The organism is Streptomyces sp. NPDC006552 (genome assembly GCF_040611655.1).
Lineage (GTDB): Bacteria > Actinomycetota > Actinomycetes > Streptomycetales > Streptomycetaceae > Streptomyces.
On sequence record NZ_JBEXOS010000015.1, the window covers coordinates 102,288 to 120,588 of the forward strand.

The window sequence follows — 18,301 nt, forward strand, 5'->3', positions numbered from 1 at the left end:
GGGACTTTGCCCTCCGGGGGTGGGGCCGGCCCGGGGGTCGGGGCGCGGGTCACGGGGCTCCGCCCCGGAACCCCGCTCCTCAATCGCCGGAGGGGCTGGATTTTGGCCGACGGGGCTGGAGCTGCCGTCAGGGCGTCGCGCAGCGCGGGACGTGGGGTGCGGCGGGTGGGGCCGCTACCGTGGGTCAGATGAGCCTCAACGAGCAGAACCCGGCGGCGCCCACGGCCCCGCGCTCCCTGGCGGAGGCCCTGCGTGCCAGGGACGACGCCTCCCTGGCCCGGCTGCTGCGCGCCCGTCCGGACCTGCTCGGCCCGGTTCCGAACGACCTGACGCAGCTGGCCACCCGGGCCGGGACCCGCGCCTCGGTGGTGCGGGCCCTGGACCGCCTGGACCGGTTCACACAGCAGGTGGCGCAGGCGCTCGCGGTAGCGCCGGAGCCCGCGGCGTACGGGACGCTGCTCGGGCTGTTGCCCGGTGAGGACACGGAGGCGGCGCTGCCGGGCGCGGTGGCGACCCTGCGGGAACAGGCCCTGGTGTGGGGCGCCGATGACCAGCTCCGCCTGGTGCGCACGGCCCGCGAACTGCTCGCCCCGGCCCCGCAGCACCCCTCCCCCACGGGGCTCGGCCCCACGGTCGCCGAGGCCACGGCGGGGCTCTCGCCGACCCGCGTCCAGGAGATCGTCGCGGCGGCGGGGCTGCCGTCGACGCACGACGGGGTGTCGGCGGTGGCGGCGCTGACGGGGCTGTTCACCGACCCGGCCCGGATGTCGGCGCTGCTGGACGAGGCGCCGCCGCAGTCCATCGACGTACTGAACCGGCTGGTGTGGGGGCCGCCCTACGGGCAGGTGACCGCGCAGCCGGCCGCGCACTTGCGCTGGCTGCTGGACCGGGGCCTGCTGCTGCCGACGGCGCCGGGCACGGTCGTGCTGCCCCGGGAGGCGGCGCTGCACCTGCGCGGCGGCCGGGCCCACCGGGAGCTGGAGCCGGTGGCGCCCGCGGTGCGGGAGAAGGCGGCGCACCGCCCGCAGGTGGTGGACGCGACGGCGGCGGCGCAGGCGTACACGGCGCTGGCCACGGTCGAGGAGCTGCTGAAGGACTGGGACGAGGGCGGCCCCACGGTGCTGCGCGCGGGCGGTCTGAGCGTGCGGGACCTCAAGCGCACGGCGTCGGCGCTGGGCGGCACGGAGGCGCAGGCGGCGTTCTGGGTCGAACTGGCCTACGCGGCGGGGCTGGTGGCGGCGGACGGTGAGGCCGACGAGCGGTACGCGGCGACGCCCGCGTACGACGCGTGGCTGGAGCGGCCGCCGGCCGAGCGGTGGTCGCGGCTCGCGGCGGCCTGGCTGGTGGCGACGCGTACGGCGGGCCTGGTGGGCGGCCGGGACGGCAAGGACCGCACGCTGTCGGCGCTCGGTCCGCACCTGGACCGTTCGGCGGCGCCGGAGGTCCGCCGCCGGGTCCTCGCGCTCCTCGCGGAGCTGCCCGAGGGCACGGCGCCCGAGCCGGAGTCGGTCGTGGACCGGCTGACCTGGGAGCGGCCCTCTCCCGCCGCCCGGGAGCTGCGGACGCGGCTGGCCGAATGGACGCTGTCGGAGGCGGAGTTCCTCGGGGTGACGGGCCGCGGGGCGCTGTCGGCGCACGGCCGGGCGCTGCTCGGCGAGGGCGAGGGGGAGGAGGGGGCGGCCCCGGACGTGCGGGCGGCGGCGACGGCGCGGGCGCAGGAGCTGATCGCCCCGCTGCTGCCCGAGCCGCTCGACCACGTGCTGCTCCAGGCGGACCTGACGGCGGTGGCGCCGGGCCCGCTGGTGCGTCCGCTGGCGGAGGCGCTGGCCGTGCTCGCGGACGTGGAGTCGACGGGCGGCGCGACGGTGTACCGGTTCACGCCGGGGTCGGTGCGGCGCGCGCTCGACGCCGGGCGCACCGCCTCCGACGTGCACGCCTTCCTCGCCCGGCACGCCCGTACGCCGGTCCCGCAGCCGCTGACGTATCTGATCGACGACGTGGCCCGGCGCCACGGGCATCTGCGGATCGGGGCGGCCTCCGCGTACGTGCGCTGCGACGACGACGCCGTGATGAGCGAGATCCTCGCGGACAAGCGGGCGGTGCCGCTGCGGCTGCGACGGCTGGCCCCGACGGTCCTGGCGGCGCAGGTGGACCCGGGCACGCTCCTGGAAGGACTGCGCTCGATGGGGTTCGCGCCCGCCGCGGAGACCCCCGAGGGCGATGTGCTGATCACCCGCGCCCACGCGCACCGCACGCCGCCGCGCGCGGCGCCCGAGCCGGTTCCGGAGGGTCCGGCGCCGGCGGACGGCACGCTGCTGGACGCGGCGATCCGGGCGATCAGGGCGGGCGACCGGGCGGCGACGGCCCCGCGCAGGGCGGCGCCCGCGCACCCGGGCGGCGCCGAGCTGCCCCGCACGGCGGCGGCCGAGACGCTGGCCACGATGCAGGCCGCGGTGCTGACCGGCGACAGCCTGTGGATCGGGTACGTGAACGCGGAGGGCGCCGCCAGCCAGCGCGTCATCGCCCCGGTCCGGGTCGAGGGCGGCTTCGTGACGGCGTACGACCACACGGCGGAGGAGGTCCGCACCTATCCGCTGCACCGGGTCACGGGCGTGGCGGAGCTGGAGCCGGACGCGACCTGAGGCGGGGGCGGGAACCGGAGGCGACCTGCGTCACTCCGCGCGCCGCCCGGCATGCGGCACACTGGACGTTTGGCCACACCGAGCCAGGCCTGGCCCATGCTGAAAGGGTGCCGCGCGTGAACGGTCCACTCATCGTCCAGTCGGACAAGACCCTGCTCCTGGAGATCGACCACGAGCGGGCCGACGACTGCCGCCGGGCCATCGCCCCCTTCGCCGAGCTGGAGCGGGCCCCGGAGCACATCCACACCTACCGGCTGACGCCGCTGGGGCTGTGGAACGCGCGGGCGGCCGGGCACGACGCGGAGCAGGTCGTGGACGCGCTCGTGGAGTTCAGCCGGTACCCGGTGCCGCACGCGCTGCTGGTCGACATCGCGGAGACGATGGACCGCTACGGGCGCCTGACGCTCTCCAAGCATCCGGCGCACGGCCTGGTCCTGACGACGACGGACCGGCCCGTCCTGGAGGAGATCCTGCGCTCCAAGCGGGTGCAGCCGCTGGTCGGCGTCCGGATCGACGCGGACTCGGTGGCCGTGCACCCCTCCGAGCGCGGCCAGATCAAGCAGACGCTGCTGAAGCTGGGCTGGCCGGCCGAGGACCTCGCCGGGTACGTGGACGGCGAGGCGCACCCGATCGAGCTGGCGGAGGACGGCTGGGCGCTGCGCCCGTACCAGAAGCAGGCGGTGGAGGGCTTCTGGCACGGCGGCTCCGGGGTCGTGGTGCTGCCCTGCGGCGCGGGCAAGACGCTGGTCGGCGCCGGGGCGATGGCGCAGGCGAAGGCGACCACGCTGATCCTCGTCACGAACACCGTCTCGGCCCGCCAGTGGAAGCACGAGCTGGTCAAGCGCACCTCGCTGACCGAGGACGAGATCGGCGAGTACAGCGGTACGCGCAAGGAGATCCGCCCGGTCACCATCGCCACGTACCAGGTGCTGACGACGCGGCGGAAGGGCGTCTATCCGCACCTGGAGCTGTTCGACTCCCGTGACTGGGGTCTGGTGGTCTACGACGAGGTGCACCTGCTGCCCGCGCCGGTCTTCAAGTTCACCGCCGACCTCCAGGCGCGCCGCCGTCTCGGCCTGACCGCGACGCTGGTGCGTGAGGACGGGCGCGAGTCGGACGTGTTCTCGCTCATCGGGCCGAAGCGGTTCGACGCGCCGTGGAAGGAGATCGAGGCGCAGGGGTACATCGCCCCGGCGGACTGCGTCGAGGTCCGGGTCAACCTCACCGACGCCGAGCGGCTCGCGTACGCGACCGCCGAGGCCGAGGAGAAGTACCGGTTCTGCGCGACGACGGCGACGAAACGGAAGGTCACCGAGGCGCTGGTGCGCAAGCACGCCGGTGAGCAGACCCTGGTCATCGGCCAGTACATCGACCAGCTCGACGAGCTGGGCGAGCACCTGGACGCCCCGGTCATCAAGGGCGAGACGACGAACGCGGTGCGCGAGAAGCTCTTCGAGTCGTTCCGCCAGGGCGAGATCTCGGTGCTGGTCGTCTCCAAGGTCGCGAACTTCTCCATCGACCTCCCGGAGGCGACGGTCGCCATCCAGGTGTCGGGCACGTTCGGCTCGCGCCAGGAGGAGGCCCAGCGCCTCGGCCGGGTGCTGCGTCCGAAGGCCGACGGCCATGAGGCCCGGTTCTACTCGGTGGTCGCCCGCGACACCATCGACCAGGACTTCGCGGCGCACCGCCAGCGCTTCCTGGCCGAGCAGGGTTACGCGTACCGGATCGTCGACGCGGACGAGCTGCTCGCCGAGGGCTGACCGAGCGCGACGAGGACGAGCCCGAGGCCGAGCAGCGGGTACGGGCCCGCCAGGAGCTGCTGCCACCAGGTGAAGTGCAGGTCGGTGTCGCCCTGATGGGGCAGCAGCCACATGGTGCGGGCGGTGAACAGCGCCGCCACTGCGAAGGTCGTACGGCGCCGTCCGTCCGCCCACAGGAGGGCGAGCAGCGGCACGCACCAGACCCAGTGGTGGGTCCAGCTGATGGGGGAGACGAGCAGCGCGGTGAACGCCGTGAGGGTGACGCCCCGCGCCCGGGTCCGGGCGCGCGCGGCGGCGTAGAGCCCGGCCAGCGCGGTGAGGACGGCGGGGACGGCCCACAGCGCGCCCGGCTCCGCGGTGTGCAGGGCGCGGGCGATCAGCCCCTGCAACGACTGGTTGTCGACGATCCACGCCTTGCCGACGCGGCCGGTCTCGTAGAGCCGCCGGGTCCAGAACTCGACGCTGGCGTACGGCAGTACGGCCGCCCCGAGCGCCACGGTGGCGGCCGCCCCGGCCGCCGCGTACGCCGCTTCCCGGCGCCGGCCGGTCAGGAGGAGGTGGCCGATGAAGAGGGCCGGGGTCAGTTTGATCCCCGCCGCGACGCCGAGCGCGAGGCCCTTGCCGCGGGCGCCGTCGGGCCGGTTCAGGTCCCAGAGGACCAGGACGGCCAGGGCGAGGTTGATCTGCCCGAACAGGACGGTCTGGAAGACGGGTTCGAGCCAGAGCGCTCCGCTGGTGAGCAGGCAGAGCGCGGCCCGGCCCGGCCGCAGCCCCGCGAGGCGGCACGCGTGGTGGACCAGGGCGCCGGTGAGGGCGATGTTGCCGAGGAGGAAGACGGCCTTGAGTACGGGGAGTGGGGGCCAGGCGGTGGGGACGAAGAGGAGGGCGGCGAACGGGGGGTAGGTGGCGGGCAGGTGCCATGCGGTGACCGTGAACCCGTACAGGTCCTGGCCGCCCGTTGCGGCGGCGGTGCCCTCTGCTCGGTAGACCAGGATGTCGGCCATCGGGGTGGGGTGGGTGGTGCACAAGGTGAGCAGGGCGGTGATGGAGGCGACCAGGGCCAGCGGGCCGGTGACTCTTCGCATACGGGTTCTCACGCTGAGGCACCTTATGCGGTTGCGGGGTCACCCGTCGGCTGCGGCCCGGGGCAGCTCATGAAGTGGGGCGGAAACCTCGTAGGCGGAGGCTGTTGGCTACTACGAAGACCGAGGAGAAGGCCATCGCCGCGCCCGCGATCATCGGACTCAAGAACCCCGCCGCGGCCAGCGGCAACGCCGCCACGTTGTACCCGAACGCCCAGAACAGATTCACCCGGATCGTCCCGAGCGTCCGCCGCGCCAGCCGAACCGCGTCGACAGCGACCCGCAGATCCCCCCGGACCAGTGTCAGGTCCCCGGCCTCGATGGCCGCATCGGCCCCCGTCCCCATCGCAAGCCCCAGATCGGCCCGCGCCAGCGCCCCCGCGTCGTTGACCCCGTCACCGACCATCGCCACCGACCGCCCCTCCTTCTGGAGCCGCTCGACGACACCGACCTTCTCCTCGGGGAGCACCCCGGCGATGACATCCTCGGGCCCGATCCCGACCTCCGCGGCGACCGCCCGGGCCACCGCCTCGTGGTCCCCGGTCAGCAGCACCGGCCGCAGCCCGAGCCCCCGCAACCGCCGGACGGCCTCCGCACTGGTCTCCTTGACCGCGTCGGCGACCTCCAGGACACCGCGGGCCTTCCCGTCCCAGGCCACGGCGACCGCCGTACGCCCGCCCGCCTCCGCGGCGGCCTTGGCGCGGGCCAGCCCGTCCGGCAGCCGGATCTCCCACTCGGCGAGCAACTGCTCCCGGCCCACCAGGACGGCGTGCCCCTCGACGACCCCCTGGACCCCGAGTCCCGCGCTGTTCGCGAACTCCGCGACGCCGGGCAGGGCCCCCACCCGCGCCGCCGCCCCCGCCGCCACGGCCCGCGCGACCGGGTGTTCGGAGGCGTGCTCCAGCGCGCCGGCCAGCCGCAGGACGTCCTCCTCCGTGGTGCCCTCGGCGACGTGCGTGGCGAGCAGCGTCATCCGGCCGGTGGTGACGGTGCCGGTCTTGTCGAGGACGATCGTGTCGACCTTGCGGGTGCTCTCCAGCACCTCGGGTCCCTTGATCAGGATGCCGAGCTGCGCGCCCCGCCCGGTGCCGACCATGAGCGCGGTCGGCGTGGCGAGGCCCAGAGCGCACGGGCAGGCGATGATCAGGACGGCGACGGCGGCGGTGAACGCGGCGGTCGGACCCGCGCCGGTGGCCAGCCAGAAGACGAGCGTGGCGAGGGCGAGCACGAGGACGACCGGCACGAAGACGGCGGAGATCCGGTCCGCGAGGCGCTGGGCGGCGGCCTTGCCGTTCTGCGCGTCCTCCACCAGGCGGGCCATCCGGGCGAGCTGGGTGTCGGCGCCGACGCGGGTGGCCTCGACGACGAGCCGGCCGCCGACGTTCAGCGTGGCCCCGGTGACCGCGGTGCCGGCCGCGGCCTCGACCGGTACGGACTCGCCGGTGAGCAGGGCGGCGTCCACCGCGGACGAACCCTCGACGACAGTGCCGTCGGTGGCGATCTTCTCTCCGGGGCGGACCAGGAACCGGTCCCCCACCGCCAGCTCCCCGACCGGCACGGTCTCCTCGCGGCCGTCCGCCCGCACGACGGTCACGTCCTTGGCCCCCAGCTCCATCAGCGCCCGGAGCGCGGACCCGGCCTTCCGCTTCGAGCGCGCCTCGAAGTAGCGGCCCGCGAGGATGAAGGCGGTGACGCCCGCGGCGGCCTCCAGGTAGATGTTCCCGGCGCCGTCGCTGCGCGTGATGGTCAGTTCGAAGGGGTGGGTCATGCCGGGTTCGCCGGCCATGCCGAAGAAGAGGGCCCACAGCGACCAGAGGAACGCCGCCGACGTGCCGATCGAGATGAGCGTGTCCATGGTCGCGGCGCCGTGCCGCGCGTTGGTGACGGCCGCCTTGTGGAAGGGCCAGGCCGCGTACGTGACGACGGGCGCGGCCAGGGTGAGCGAGAGCCACTGCCAGTACGTGAACTGCAGGGCCGGCACCATCGCCATGGCGATCACCGGGACGGCCAGCACGACGGCGGTGGTCAGCCGCTGCCGCAACGGCAGCAGCTCGTCGGCCTCGGCGTCCGCCGTGGCCGCGGTCTCCCGGGGCGCCGGGGGCGCGGGCGGCGCCGCCGTGTAGCCGGTGGCCTCCACGGTGGCGACCAGGTCCGCGACCTGGACTCCGTCGGCGTAGCTGACCTTCGCTTTCTCGGTCGCGTAGTTGACGGTCGCCTCGACGCCGTCCATGCGGTTCAGCTTCTTCTCGATCCGGGCGGCGCACGACGCGCACGTCATGCCGCCGATGGCGAGTTCCACCTGTGCGGGTGGGGCGACGGTCTGCGCCGGCATGGTGCCTCCTGAGGACGGATCGATACCCGGGGCGGGTACCCCGATAGTAGATCCATATATACCCCCTGGGGGTACCTGAGGCAAGAAGCTCCCGGAGTCCGGGCACGCCGGGGAGGTCAGGACGGCTGCGTTCCCCGTGCCCGCGGCGTAGGGTGAGCGGGACATTGGACTAGACCTGTCGTCGGTGCTTCGGGCGGGTCGATCGCGACGGGAGCCTCGTCCTCATGAGCAAGCGTGCAGTCCTGGAGGTGATCGCCCTCGACGCCCGGGACGCGGTCGCCGCCCAGGCCGGGGGTGCGGACCGTCTGGAGCTGGTCACGGACATGGCCGCGGACGGGCTGACGCCCTCGGTGGAGACGTTCGCGGCGATCCGCGCCGCCGTCGGCATCCGGCTGCGGGTGATGCTGCGCCTCGCCGACGGCTTCTCCTCGGGCGGCCCCGACGGCACCGCGGAGCTGGTCGCCGCGGCGCGGGCGCTGCGGGTGGCGGGGGCGGACGAGTTCGTGCTCGGGTTCCTGGACGCGCACGGGGCGCCCGATCTCGTCGCCGTCGAACGGATCGTGGCGGAGCTGGACGGGTGCCGGTGGACGTTCCACCGGGCCATCGACCGGGCCGCGGACCGGGATGCGTTGCGCAAGCAGCTGGCGGATCTGCCCGGGCTCGACACGTACCTCACGGCGGGGTCCCCGGAGGGGGTCGACGCCGGGCTCGACGTCCTGGCCGCGGAGGCGGGGCGCTCCGCGGAGCCCGGGTACGAGCAGCAGCTCCTGGTGGGGGGCGGGCTCCGTCTTGAGCATGTGCCGAGGTTGCGGGCGGCCGGGATCTCGGCGTTCCACATCGGCGGGGCGTCCCGGCCCGGGGGCTGGGAGGGGCCGGTCTGTGCGGATGCGGTGCGGGTGTGGCGCGAGGCGCTGGACGCGGCCGCGGCGTAGGGGGCCGGCCAGGGATCATCGCCGGACACGGCACCGTCGTGGCTGATCGCGCAGTTCCCCGCGCCCCCGAAAATCCAAGCCCCTCCGGCGATTGAGGAGCGGGGGCCGGGGCGGAGCCCCGGGGCTGAGCGCCGTCGCCGGACACGGCACCATCGTGGCTGGCCGCCATCGCCGGGCGCCGCACCGTCGTGGCTGGCCGCGCAGTTCCCCGCGCCCCCGGCCGGGTTACGCGGAGAGCGACAGCTGCGCGGGCAAGGGGCCCGTATGGGTGACCGTGAGGCCGGAGACCGCCCGGGTCAGGGCCACGTACAGGCGCCGCAACCCCGTCCGCTCATCCGGCTCCCCGGACACCACCGCGGCCGGCTCGTCCAGGACCACGTAGTCGTACTCGAGCCCCTTGGCCAGCGACGCGGGCACCAGCGTCAGCCGCGCCTCGGCCGACGTCTCCTCACCCGGCGCGAGAAACGCCAGCCCCGCCGCCTCCAACGCCGCCCCCAGCCCCCTGCACCGCGCATCCGCCGCGATGAGCCCGACCGACCCCTCGTTCTCCAGCGCCCGCACACACGCGGCGACGACCTCCGCGACATCCGAAACCGCCCGCACCTCGAACGCCCCCGGGTTCTCCCGCACGGACTCCACCGGCGCGAGCCCGGGCGCGATGAACGGCAGCAGCCGGGACGCGTACGTGATGACGTCGGTCGGCACGCGGAACCCGGCCGTCAGCTCCTCCACCACCGCGTCCGGCTTGCCGAGATGGGCCAGCGCCTCGCTCCAACTCCGTGTCGCCCACGGCGTGGTGCCCTGCGCGAGGTCCCCGAGGACCGTCACGGAACCGGTCGTCGCACGCCGCCCCACCGCCCGGTACTGCATCGGCGACAGATCCTGCGCCTCGTCGAGGACGACGTGCCCGAGCGAGTGCGTGCGCGCGACCAGATCGCTCGCCTCGTCGATGAGGACGGCGTCCGCGGCGGACCACCTGGCGCTCTTCGTGCTGCGCGCGGGCTTCTCCCACAGCACCGCCTTCTGCTCGTCCGCGTCGAGCAGCCCGTCCGCGTGCGCGGCGAGGAACTCCGCCTCCGACAGCAGCCGCAGCACCAGCTTGGCCGGATCCACCGCCGGCCACACCGCCTTGACGACGGCCTTCACCGCGGCGTTGCGCGCGACGGCGTCCTGTACCCGGTCGTCCGGGGCCTCGCCGGCCCGCTCCATCTGCACCAGCACGGCGTGCGCGATGCGCTGCGGCAGGGCGTCGCGCGCGGCCCCGTAGCGCATGTCGCGCTCCCGCAACTCCTGGACGATGTCCGCCAGTTCGTACGACGGCACGCGCCAGCGGCGAGACCCGCGCACCACCACGACGCCCTCCTGCGGTGCCGCGATGTGCGAGCGCAGCGCCCGCCGGATCACCTCGGCCATCCGGGCGTCCCCCTTGACGAGAGCGGTGGCGGCGCTGTCCGTCCCCCGCACCTCGACGTGCGCCACCAGGTCGTCGACGGTCGCCTGCCTGACCTCCAACTCGCCCAGCGCGGGCAGCACTTGCTCGATGTAGTGCAGGAAGGAGGAGTTCGGTCCGATGACCAGGGTGCCGGTGCGGGCGAGCCGTTCGCGGTGCGCGTAGAGCAGGTAGGCGACGCGGTGGAGGCCCACCGCGGTCTTGCCGGTGCCGGGGCCGCCCTGCACGCACACCGATCCGGCGAGCCCGCTGCGCACGATCTCGTCCTGCTCGGGCTGGATGGTGGCGACGATGTCGCGCATCGGGCCGACGCGCGGCCGCTCGATCTCCCGCTGGAGCAGCTTGCTGGTCCGCTCGGTCTCGGCGGGGTCGGAGAGGTGCTCGTCCTCGTACGCGGTCAGCTCGCCGCCGGTGTACCCGAACCGGCGGCGCAGCGCGACGTCCAGCGGGTCCTTCTTGGAGGCGCGGTAGAACGGCTGCGAGACCGGGGCGCGCCAGTCGATGACCATCGGGTCGCCCTCGGCGTCGTGCACGTGGCGGCGGCCGATGTAGAACGACTCCCCCTCGGCGCCCTCGGCCAGCTCGACGCCCGGCGCGTGCAGGTAGTCGAGGCGGCCGAAGAAGAGCGGGGTGTGGCTCAGGTCGGCGAGCGCCTTGATCCGCTCGTCGACCTGGCGCTGGAGCACCTCGGCGTTGACCCAGTTCGCGGTGACGTCGCGGATGTCCAGCGCCTCGGCGTCCTCGCGCATGGCGCGCAGGGCGGCGCGGGACGAGTCGAGGTGCGCGCGTTCGCGGTCGAGCGGCGAGGACGACGAGGACGGCAAGGGCGCTGACGGGCTCACGGGGTTCTGCCTCCGGCTCCAGTTACGCGTAGACCTACGCGTGCACGATGGGGTCCGGCCGGTTCCGACCGGTCGGCGGCGTGCGGTCCGCCTCGGCGCGGGGCCGGCGGAGCGACGGGGAACGCGGAAGTGTACGGGACGGGTCCCGGCCCCGGCCAACGGGTTTCTTTCCGGCAGGGAAACGGCGTTGCGTCCCGCAGGACCGGCAGGGATGCTGGCCGCCCGGAGGCGGTGAAATGACCAGTGCGGAGTTGAGGCTGTCGGCGCGCGATCTGGTGCGGGGTGACCTCGCGTCGATCGGGTGGTCGGGTTCGGAGCACCACGTGGCCGTGGTGGCGCAGCAGTTGGAACGCGCCCGGCGGGGAGAGGTCGACTATCTCGTGGTGTGCCCCCCGACGGACATCCCCGTGGCGAAGGGCGGGATCGACTACCGGGTCAAGGACGGCGTCGGCACCCTGTGGCAGCTCGCGGTCCATCCCGCGTTGCAGTCGTGCGGGATCGGCACGTTCCTCGTGGAGGCCGCGGAGCGGCGCATCAGGAAGCGCGGCCTGCGCCGAGCCGAGCTGGGCGTGGAGGAGAACAACCCCCGGGCCAGAGCGCTCTACGAACGGCTCGGCTACGTAGCGTTCGACCGCCACCCGGACGCATGGGACGAACAAGCCCCAGACGGCTCACTACGCCGCCACGAAACAATATGCACACTGATGGGCAAGGACCTCCCCTGAAGACTCCCGAGGACCCGGCCCTGTAAGGGGCGCGGGGAACGGCGCAACAAGGACCCGGGGCAGACCGACCCCCCGAACCGGCGGAGCCCCGGGCTAGGGTCGACGCCATGACGCCCGACCCCCAGCCCCCCAGAGAACTCCGCGAAGACTGGGCCCGAGCCCTGCGGGCGACGACGGACACCCCGCACATCGACCCGTACCCCTACGCCGACAACCTCCTGGAACGCTGGTCGGAGCCCCAGCGCCGCTACCACACCACGACCCACCTCACCACGGTCCTGGACCGCATCGACACCCTGGCCGCCCACGCCACCGACACCGACCTCGTCCGGCTGGCCGCCTGGTTCCACGACGCCGTCTACCGCCCGGACCGCTCCGAGAACGAGGAACGCTCCGCCGCCCTGGCCGAACGCGCCCTGACGGAAGCCGGCCTCCCCCAGGCCCGCGTCGCCGAGGTCGCCCGCCTGGTCCGCCTCACCGCCACGCACGACCCGGCCGACGGCGACCCGAACGGCGAGACCCTGTGCGACGCCGACCTGGCGATCCTGGCCTCGCCCCCGGAGGCGTACGCGGCGTACACGAAGGCGGTCCGCGAGGAGTACGCGTTCGTGCCCGACGAGGCGTTCCGCGCGGGCCGCTCCGCGGTCCTGCGCCAACTCCTGGAGCTGCCCCGTCTCTTCCGCACCCCGTACGGCGCCGCGCACTGGGAGCCCCCGGCCCGGGAGAACCTGGCGACGGAGCTCGACCTCCTGAGCACGCCCCGCTGACGTTCCGCCCAGCCCCCCACCACGCACAAACCCGGCATACCGCCGCCCCGGGAATGCTCCCCCACCCACGCCCCGTTGCCCCGTACATGCCGTCACCGTCACCGTCCCCAGCCACCCGCATGCCCCTGGCCGTCTACATCCTCGGCCTCAGCGTCTTCGCCCTGGGCACCTCCGAGTTCATGCTCTCCGGGCTGCTCCCGGCCGTCGCCGACGACATGGACGTCACGATCCCGCAGGCCGGCCTGTTGATCTCGGCGTTCGCGATCGGCATGGTGGTGGGCGCCCCGCTGCTCGCCGTGGCGACGCTGCGCCTGCCCCGCCGCACGACCCTGATCACGCTGATCTCCCTGTTCGGGCTCGGCCAGATCGCCGGTGCACTCGCCCCGGGCTACGCGATCCTGTTCGCCTCCCGCGTCGTCTCGGCGCTCGCCTGCGCCGGTTTCTGGGCGGTGGGCGCGGCGGTCGCCATCGCGATGGTGCCGGTGAACCAGCGGGCCCGCGCGATGGCCGTGATGATCGGCGGCCTGTCGATCGCGAACGTCCTGGGCGTCCCCGCGGGCGCCTTCCTCGGCGAGGGGCTCGGCTGGCGCGCGGCGTTCTGGGCGGTGGGCGCGGCCTCGGTGGTCGCCCTGGTCGGCATCGTGACGCTGGTGCCGCCGATCCCGGTCCCGGCCGAACGCCCGCGCCTGAAGCGGGAGCTGACGATCTACCGGGACCGCCAGGTGTGGCTCTCCGTCGCGGTGACCGCGCTCGCCGCGGGCGGCGTCTTCTGCGCGTTCAGCTACCTCTCGCCGCTCCTGACGGAGGTCGCCGGGCTGCCGGAGGGCTGGGTCCCGCTGGTGCTCGCCCTGTTCGGGGCGGGCGCGCTGGTCGGCACGACGATCGGCGGCCGGGTCGCGGACGCGCACCTCTTCGGCGTCCTGCTGACCGGCATCACGGCCTCCACGGTCTTCCTGGCCGCGCTCGCCCTGCTCGGCCACCTGGAGATCGCGGCGGTGGCCCTCTCCTTCCTGCTGGGCCTGTCCGCCTTCTACACCGCTCCGGCGCTCAACGCCCGGATGTTCAACGTCGCGGGCGCCGCCCCCACGCTGGCCGGCGCCACCACGACCGCCGCCTTCAACCTCGGCAACACGGGCGGCCCCTGGCTCGGCGGCACGGTCATCGACGCCGGTCTCGGCTATCCGGCCACCGCGTGGGCGGGCGGCGCGATGACGGTGGTGGCGCTGGCGCTGACGGCGGTGTCGCTGCGTCTGCACCGCCGCACCCCGTCAAAGGTGGTCACGGGCTCGGCGGCGACCGCCACCCCGCTCACCCGCCCCGCGGATGCTTCGGCCGGCGCAGCCCCGCGTCCGTGATCCGGCGCACCAGCTCCTTCGAGCCGACCGCGACGGCCCCGGCCCGCACCGCGTCCTCGTAGCGGTGCGACGGGATGTCGTAGTGGTCGCGCTCGAAGGCGCGCCGGGGCGCCCCCAGCCGCTCGGCGAACGCGTGGAGTTCGTCGAACGACACGTCACTGACCAGATGTGACCACATCCGGCCGTGGCCGGGCCAGGTCGGCGGGTCGATGTAGACGGTCACCGGCCGGTCATCCCGTGACCGTGCCGAGGGAGCCGACCGGCGCCACCACGACGCCCGCCTCCGAGCAGACCCAGTGCGGGTCGGCGCCCAGCTCCGGTTCGACGTCCAGGGCGTGCGGCCCCTCCGAGCCGGAACCCGGCCCGCAGACCGGGCAGAGCGGCCAGCGGCCGTAGCGCTCCAGGATGCCGTCCTTGACGTCCTGGGCGACGAGCCCGGCGACGAAGGCGACCCCCTCCGGCCACTGCTCCACCCACCAGCGCCGGGAGGTGATCGACTCCTCGACGAGCGAGACGACGTCGGGGTCGGCGGCGTCCACCGCGCGCAGGTCGGCGAGGACGAGCGCGCGGGCCGCGTGCAGGGCCTGCTCCAGGGGGCTGATGGTGTCCATGGAGCAATTGTGCGCCTCTTGACCCTCCAAGCTTTTGAAAATATCTTTCAGTCGTGAGCAATGACGTGAAGGAAAGTTTCTCCAGCGACGCGCCGCCCGCCCCGGCGGCCCTCGCGGCCAAGGTGCGCACGCTCGCGCCGTCGATGACCCGTTCCATGCAGCGGGTCGCCGAGGCCGTCGCCGCCGACCCGGCGGGCTGCGCGGCGCTCACCGTCACCGGCCTCGCCGAGCTCACCAGCACGAGCGAGGCGACGGTGGTGCGCACCGCCCGCATCCTCGGCTACCCCGGCTACCGGGACCTGCGCCTCGCGCTCGCCGGGCTCGCCGCCCAGCAGCAGTCGGGCCGGGCCCCCGCGGTCACCGCCGACATCGCCGTCGACGACCCGATAGCCGACGTGGTGGCCAAGCTCGCCTACGACGAGCAGCAGACCCTCGCCGACACCGCGGCGGGCCTCGACACCGTGCAGCTCGGCGCCGCCGTGACCGCGCTGGCCGGGGCCCGCCGCGTCGACGTGTACGGGGTCGGCGCCTCCGGGCTCGTCGCCCAGGACCTCGCGCAGAAGCTGCTGCGCATCGGCCAGGTCGCGCACGCGCACTCCGACCCGCACCTGGCGATCACGAACGCGGTGACGCTGCGCTCCGGGGACGTCGCCGTCTCCATCACGCACTCCGGCGCCACGGGTGACGTCATCGAGCCGCTCCGGGTCGCCTTCGAGCGCGGCGCCACCACGATCGCGATCACCGGGCGGCCCGACGGGCCCGTCTCGCAGTACGCGGACCACGTCCTCACCACGTCCATCGCCCGCGAGAGCGAGTTGCGGCCCGCGGCGATGTCCTCCCGGACGAGTCAGCTGCTCGTCGTGGACTGCCTGTTCGTAGGGGTCGCCCAGCGCTCCTACGAGACCGCGGCGCCGGCCCTCTCCGCGTCCTACGAGGCCCTGGCCCACCGCCACCGCTCCGCTCCGCGGGGAGCCAGATCATGACCCCGGGCCCGCCTACGGGCCTACGCGTCCGGCTGCCCCTCGGTGGGGCTTCTCGCGCAGTTCCCCGCGCCCCTGGAGCGTGCGGCTTCGCCGCAGTTCCAGGGGCCGATGAGATGGCGCACGCAGTGCGCCCCCTCAGGGGCGCGGGGAACTGCGCGACCAGCCACAACACACCCGCACCCGAGAACGAAGCCGCACGCAGTGCGCCCCCTCAGGGGCGCGGGGAACTGCGCGACCGGCCACAACACACCCGCACCCGCCACCCGGAAAGAGCCGAACCGACCATGACCTCCACCGACGCCGCCCCCGAGACCACCCCCGACGGCGAGTACCAGGAACTCCGCGCCCAACTGGCCACCCTGACGACGGAGGCGTTCCGCCCGGAACTCGCCGAGATCGACCAGCAGCCCACCCTGGAGATCGCCCGGATCATGAACGGCGAGGACGCCACCGTCCCCACCGCCGTAGCCGCCCAGCTCCCCCAGATCGCCGCCGCCATCGACGGCACAGCGGAGCACATGGCCCGCGGCGGCCGCCTGATCTACACGGGCGCCGGCACGGCCGGCCGGCTCGGCGTCCTGGACGCGTCGGAGTGCCCGCCCACCTTCAACACCGACCCGGGCGAGGTCATCGGCCTGATCGCGGGCGGCCCCTCCGCGATGGTCACCGCGGTGGAGGGCGCCGAGGACTCCAAGGAGCTGGCGGCCGAGGACCTGGACGCGCTGAACCTGACCGCGGACGACGTCGTCGTCGGCATCAGCGCCTCGGGCCGCACCCCGTACGCGATCGGCGCGGTCGAACACGCCCGCACCACCGTCGGCGCACTCACCATCGGCCTGTCCTGCAACGCGGACAGCGCGCTGGCCGCCGCCGCGGACCACGGCATCGAGGTCGTCGTCGGCCCGGAGCTGCTCACCGGCTCGACCCGCCTGAAGGCGGGCACGGCGCAGAAGCTCGTCCTGAACATGCTGTCGACGATCACCATGATCCGGCTCGGCAAGACGTACGGGAACCTCATGGTCGACGTACGCGCGTCGAACGAGAAGCTGCGGGCCCGCTCCCGCCGCATCGTCTCCCTGGCCACGGGCGCCGAGGACGCCGCCATCGAGGCCGCACTCGCCGCGACGGACGGGGAGGTGAAGAACGCGATCCTCGTCGTCCTCGGCGAGGTCGACGGGCCGACGGCGGCCCGTCTGCTGGCCGAGTCCGACGGCCACCTGCGCGCCGCGCTCGCGGCGGCCGCCCGCACCACCACCCCCTGACACCGCACCGCACCACCCGCACAGCAAGGCAGCACGCACCATGGCTGAGAACAAGAACCGCGACGTGGCGGCCTCGATCCTCCCCCTCGTGGGCGGCGCCGCGAACGTCACGTCCGTAGTCCACTGCATGACCCGGCTCCGCCTGGGTCTGGCCGACCGCTCGCTCGTCCAGGACGAGGCGCTCAAGGCGCTCCCCGACGTGATGGGCGTCGTCGAGGACGAGACCTACCAGATCGTCCTCGGCCCGGGGAAGGTCGCCCGGGTCACCCCGGAGTTCGAGGCGCTGGTGGCGGAGGCCGGCCCGCAGGCACCCGCCCCGGCGGCCGCCGCCCCCGCGCACACCACCACCGCCGACGAACTGGCCGACCGTGGCGCCGAGTTGCGCGCGGCCCGTAAGGCGAAGAACGCGACGCCGCTCAAGCTCTTCCTGCGCCGGATCGCCAACATCTTCGTGCCGCTGATCCCGGCCCTGATCGGCTGCGGCATCATCGCCGGCATCAACGGCCTGCTGATCAACCTGGAGTGGCTGCCCGCCGTCACCCCTGCCCTGGCCGCCATCGCCTCCGGCTTCATGGCGCTCATCGCGGTCTTCGTCGGCTACAACACGGCGAAGGAGTTCGGCGGCACCCCGATCCTGGGCGGCGCGGTCGCCGCGATCATCGTCTACGCGGGCGTCGCGAACATCTCGGCGTTCGGCCAGAAGCTCAGCCCCGGCCAGGGCGGCGTGCTCGGCGCGCTGGGCGCGGCGGTCCTCGCGGTGTACGTGGAGAAGTGGTGCCGCAAGTGGGTGCCGGAGGCGGTAGACGTCCTGGTCACCCCCACCCTCACGGTCCTCGTCTCCGGCCTGGTCACGATCTTCGGCCTGATGTACGTTGCGGGCGAGGTCTCCACCGGTATCGGCACGGCGGCCAACTGGCTCCTGGACAACACGGGCGCGTTCGCGGGCCTGGTCCTCGGCGGCCTCTTCCTGCCCCTGGTCATGCTCGGCCTGCACCAGGCCCTCATCCCGATCCACACCACGCTGATCGAACAGCAGGGCTACACCGTTCTCCTGCCCATCCTGGCGATGGCGGGCGCGGGCCAGGTCGGCTGCGCCATCGCGGTCTTCAAGCGGCTCAAGCACAACACGTCGATCCGTACGACGATCAAGTCGGCGCTGCCCGCCGGTTTCCTGGGCGTGGGCGAGCCACTCATCTACGGTGTCTCGCTCCCGCTGGGCCGTCCCTTCATCACGGCGTGCGTGGGCGGCGCGGCGGGCGGCGCGTTCGTCGGACTGTTCTCGATGCTCGGCACGAAGGTCGGCTCGACGGCGATCGGCCCGTCCGGCTGGGCCCTGTTCCCCCTCCTCAAGGGCAACCACGGCCTGGGCAGCACGTGCCTGATCTACGGCGGCGGCCTGCTCATCGGTTACGCGGTCGGCTTCCTGGCCACGTACTTCTTCGGCTTCAGCAAGCAGATGCTGACCGAGCTGAACCAGGACGTCGACGCGGGCGAGTCTCCCTCGGCCCGCACCGAGTCCGCCCCGGCGTCACCCGAACCGGCCCAGGTCTGACCTGGC

The 18,301-nt window shown here is 74.0% G+C and carries 14 protein-coding genes; 9 read left to right on the forward strand and 5 right to left on the reverse strand.

What is annotated here, in order from left to right:
* Positions 1-188: 188 nt before the first annotated feature.
* A complete protein-coding gene (locus tag ABZY33_RS12325; RefSeq protein ID WP_356491458.1) occupies positions 189-2,642 on the forward strand; it encodes a helicase-associated domain-containing protein in 2,454 nt (817 codons plus the stop codon).
* A 116-nt stretch (positions 2,643-2,758) separates the two neighbouring features.
* On the forward strand, positions 2,759-4,402 hold the full coding sequence (locus ABZY33_RS12330; RefSeq protein ID WP_356491459.1) for a DNA repair helicase XPB: 1,644 nt from the start codon (positions 2,759-2,761) through the stop codon (positions 4,400-4,402).
* Here the strand turns inward: ABZY33_RS12330 and ABZY33_RS12335 are convergent.
* Together ABZY33_RS12335 and ABZY33_RS12340 are read right to left on the reverse strand one after the other, a co-directional pair.
* Complete coding sequence (locus ABZY33_RS12335) at positions 4,354-5,406, reverse strand: glycosyltransferase 87 family protein (protein ID WP_356491487.1); 1,053 nt, start codon at positions 5,404-5,406, stop codon at positions 4,354-4,356. The two genes, ABZY33_RS12330 and ABZY33_RS12335, sit on opposite strands and share 49 nt — an antisense overlap.
* A gap of 148 nt (positions 5,407-5,554) precedes the next feature.
* On the reverse strand, positions 5,555-7,816 hold the full coding sequence (locus tag ABZY33_RS12340; protein WP_356491460.1) for a heavy metal translocating P-type ATPase: 2,262 nt from the start codon (positions 7,814-7,816) through the stop codon (positions 5,555-5,557).
* 224 nt (positions 7,817-8,040) lie between these two features.
* On the opposite strand from ABZY33_RS12340, the gene ABZY33_RS12345 reads away from it, so the two are divergent.
* Positions 8,041-8,748 carry a copper homeostasis protein CutC gene (locus tag ABZY33_RS12345; protein ID WP_356491461.1) on the forward strand — a complete coding sequence of 236 codons (708 nt, stop codon included), beginning with the start codon at positions 8,041-8,043 and terminating at the stop codon, positions 8,746-8,748.
* A 225-nt stretch (positions 8,749-8,973) separates the two neighbouring features.
* On the opposite strand, the gene ABZY33_RS12350 is transcribed toward ABZY33_RS12345, so the two are convergent.
* Positions 8,974-10,947, reverse strand: coding sequence for an ATP-binding domain-containing protein (locus ABZY33_RS12350; RefSeq protein ID WP_356491488.1), 1,974 nt, complete (start codon positions 10,945-10,947; stop codon positions 8,974-8,976).
* Between the two features lie 329 nt (positions 10,948-11,276).
* On the opposite strand from ABZY33_RS12350, the gene ABZY33_RS12355 reads away from it, so the two are divergent.
* The 3 genes from ABZY33_RS12355 (at position 11,277) to ABZY33_RS12365 (ending at position 13,887) form a co-directional block, all read left to right on the forward strand.
* Complete coding sequence (locus ABZY33_RS12355) at positions 11,277-11,765, forward strand: GNAT family N-acetyltransferase (protein WP_356491462.1); 489 nt, start codon at positions 11,277-11,279, stop codon at positions 11,763-11,765.
* A gap of 107 nt (positions 11,766-11,872) precedes the next feature.
* Positions 11,873-12,532 carry a hypothetical protein gene (locus tag ABZY33_RS12360; RefSeq protein WP_356491463.1) on the forward strand — a complete coding sequence of 220 codons (660 nt, stop codon included), beginning with the start codon at positions 11,873-11,875 and terminating at the stop codon, positions 12,530-12,532.
* 119 nt (positions 12,533-12,651) lie between these two features.
* Complete coding sequence (locus ABZY33_RS12365) at positions 12,652-13,887, forward strand: Cmx/CmrA family chloramphenicol efflux MFS transporter (RefSeq protein WP_356491464.1); 1,236 nt, start codon at positions 12,652-12,654, stop codon at positions 13,885-13,887.
* On the opposite strand, the gene ABZY33_RS12370 is transcribed toward ABZY33_RS12365, so the two are convergent.
* Both ABZY33_RS12370 and ABZY33_RS12375 read right to left on the reverse strand, forming a co-directional pair.
* A complete protein-coding gene (locus ABZY33_RS12370; RefSeq protein ID WP_356491465.1) occupies positions 13,841-14,110 on the reverse strand; it encodes a DUF4031 domain-containing protein in 270 nt (89 codons plus the stop codon). The two genes, ABZY33_RS12365 and ABZY33_RS12370, sit on opposite strands and share 47 nt — an antisense overlap.
* Positions 14,111-14,117: 7 nt before the next feature.
* Positions 14,118-14,498 carry a hypothetical protein gene (locus ABZY33_RS12375; protein WP_356491466.1) on the reverse strand — a complete coding sequence of 127 codons (381 nt, stop codon included), beginning with the start codon at positions 14,496-14,498 and terminating at the stop codon, positions 14,118-14,120.
* 53 nt (positions 14,499-14,551) lie between these two features.
* Here ABZY33_RS12375 and ABZY33_RS12380 point away from each other — a divergent pair, with 53 nt between their 5' ends.
* The 3 genes from ABZY33_RS12380 (at position 14,552) to ABZY33_RS12390 (ending at position 18,295) form a co-directional block, all read left to right on the forward strand.
* A complete protein-coding gene (locus ABZY33_RS12380) occupies positions 14,552-15,481 on the forward strand; it encodes a MurR/RpiR family transcriptional regulator (RefSeq protein ID WP_356491467.1) in 930 nt (309 codons plus the stop codon).
* Positions 15,482-15,765: 284 nt separating this feature from the next.
* Positions 15,766-16,743 carry an N-acetylmuramic acid 6-phosphate etherase gene (gene murQ, locus ABZY33_RS12385; protein WP_356491468.1) on the forward strand — a complete coding sequence of 326 codons (978 nt, stop codon included), beginning with the start codon at positions 15,766-15,768 and terminating at the stop codon, positions 16,741-16,743.
* Positions 16,744-16,783: 40 nt separating this feature from the next.
* The gene (locus ABZY33_RS12390) at positions 16,784-18,295 is read left to right on the forward strand and encodes a PTS transporter subunit EIIC (RefSeq protein WP_356491469.1); all 1,512 of its coding nucleotides are present in this window, start codon (positions 16,784-16,786) and stop codon (positions 18,293-18,295) included.
* The last annotated feature ends 6 nt before the right edge of the window (positions 18,296-18,301 follow it).

Coding starts and splice junctions, on each gene's coding strand:
- ABZY33_RS12325 (WP_356491458.1), top strand. CDS start 189: ATGAGCCTCAACGAGCAGAACCCGGCGGCGCCCACGGCCCCGCGCTCC.
- ABZY33_RS12335 (WP_356491487.1), bottom strand. CDS start 5,406: ATGGCCGACATCCTGGTCTACCGAGCAGAGGGCACCGCCGCCGCAACG.
- ABZY33_RS12340 (WP_356491460.1), bottom strand. CDS start 7,816: ATGCCGGCGCAGACCGTCGCCCCACCCGCACAGGTGGAACTCGCCATC.
- ABZY33_RS12345 (WP_356491461.1), top strand. CDS start 8,041: ATGAGCAAGCGTGCAGTCCTGGAGGTGATCGCCCTCGACGCCCGGGAC.
- ABZY33_RS12350 (WP_356491488.1), bottom strand. CDS start 10,947: ATGCGCGAGGACGCCGAGGCGCTGGACATCCGCGACGTCACCGCGAAC.
- ABZY33_RS12355 (WP_356491462.1), top strand. CDS start 11,277: ATGACCAGTGCGGAGTTGAGGCTGTCGGCGCGCGATCTGGTGCGGGGT.
- ABZY33_RS12360 (WP_356491463.1), top strand. CDS start 11,873: ATGACGCCCGACCCCCAGCCCCCCAGAGAACTCCGCGAAGACTGGGCC.
- ABZY33_RS12365 (WP_356491464.1), top strand. CDS start 12,652: ATGCCCCTGGCCGTCTACATCCTCGGCCTCAGCGTCTTCGCCCTGGGC.
- ABZY33_RS12375 (WP_356491466.1), bottom strand. CDS start 14,498: ATGGACACCATCAGCCCCCTGGAGCAGGCCCTGCACGCGGCCCGCGCG.
- murQ (WP_356491468.1), top strand. CDS start 15,766: ATGACCTCCACCGACGCCGCCCCCGAGACCACCCCCGACGGCGAGTAC.
- ABZY33_RS12390 (WP_356491469.1), top strand. CDS start 16,784: ATGGCTGAGAACAAGAACCGCGACGTGGCGGCCTCGATCCTCCCCCTC.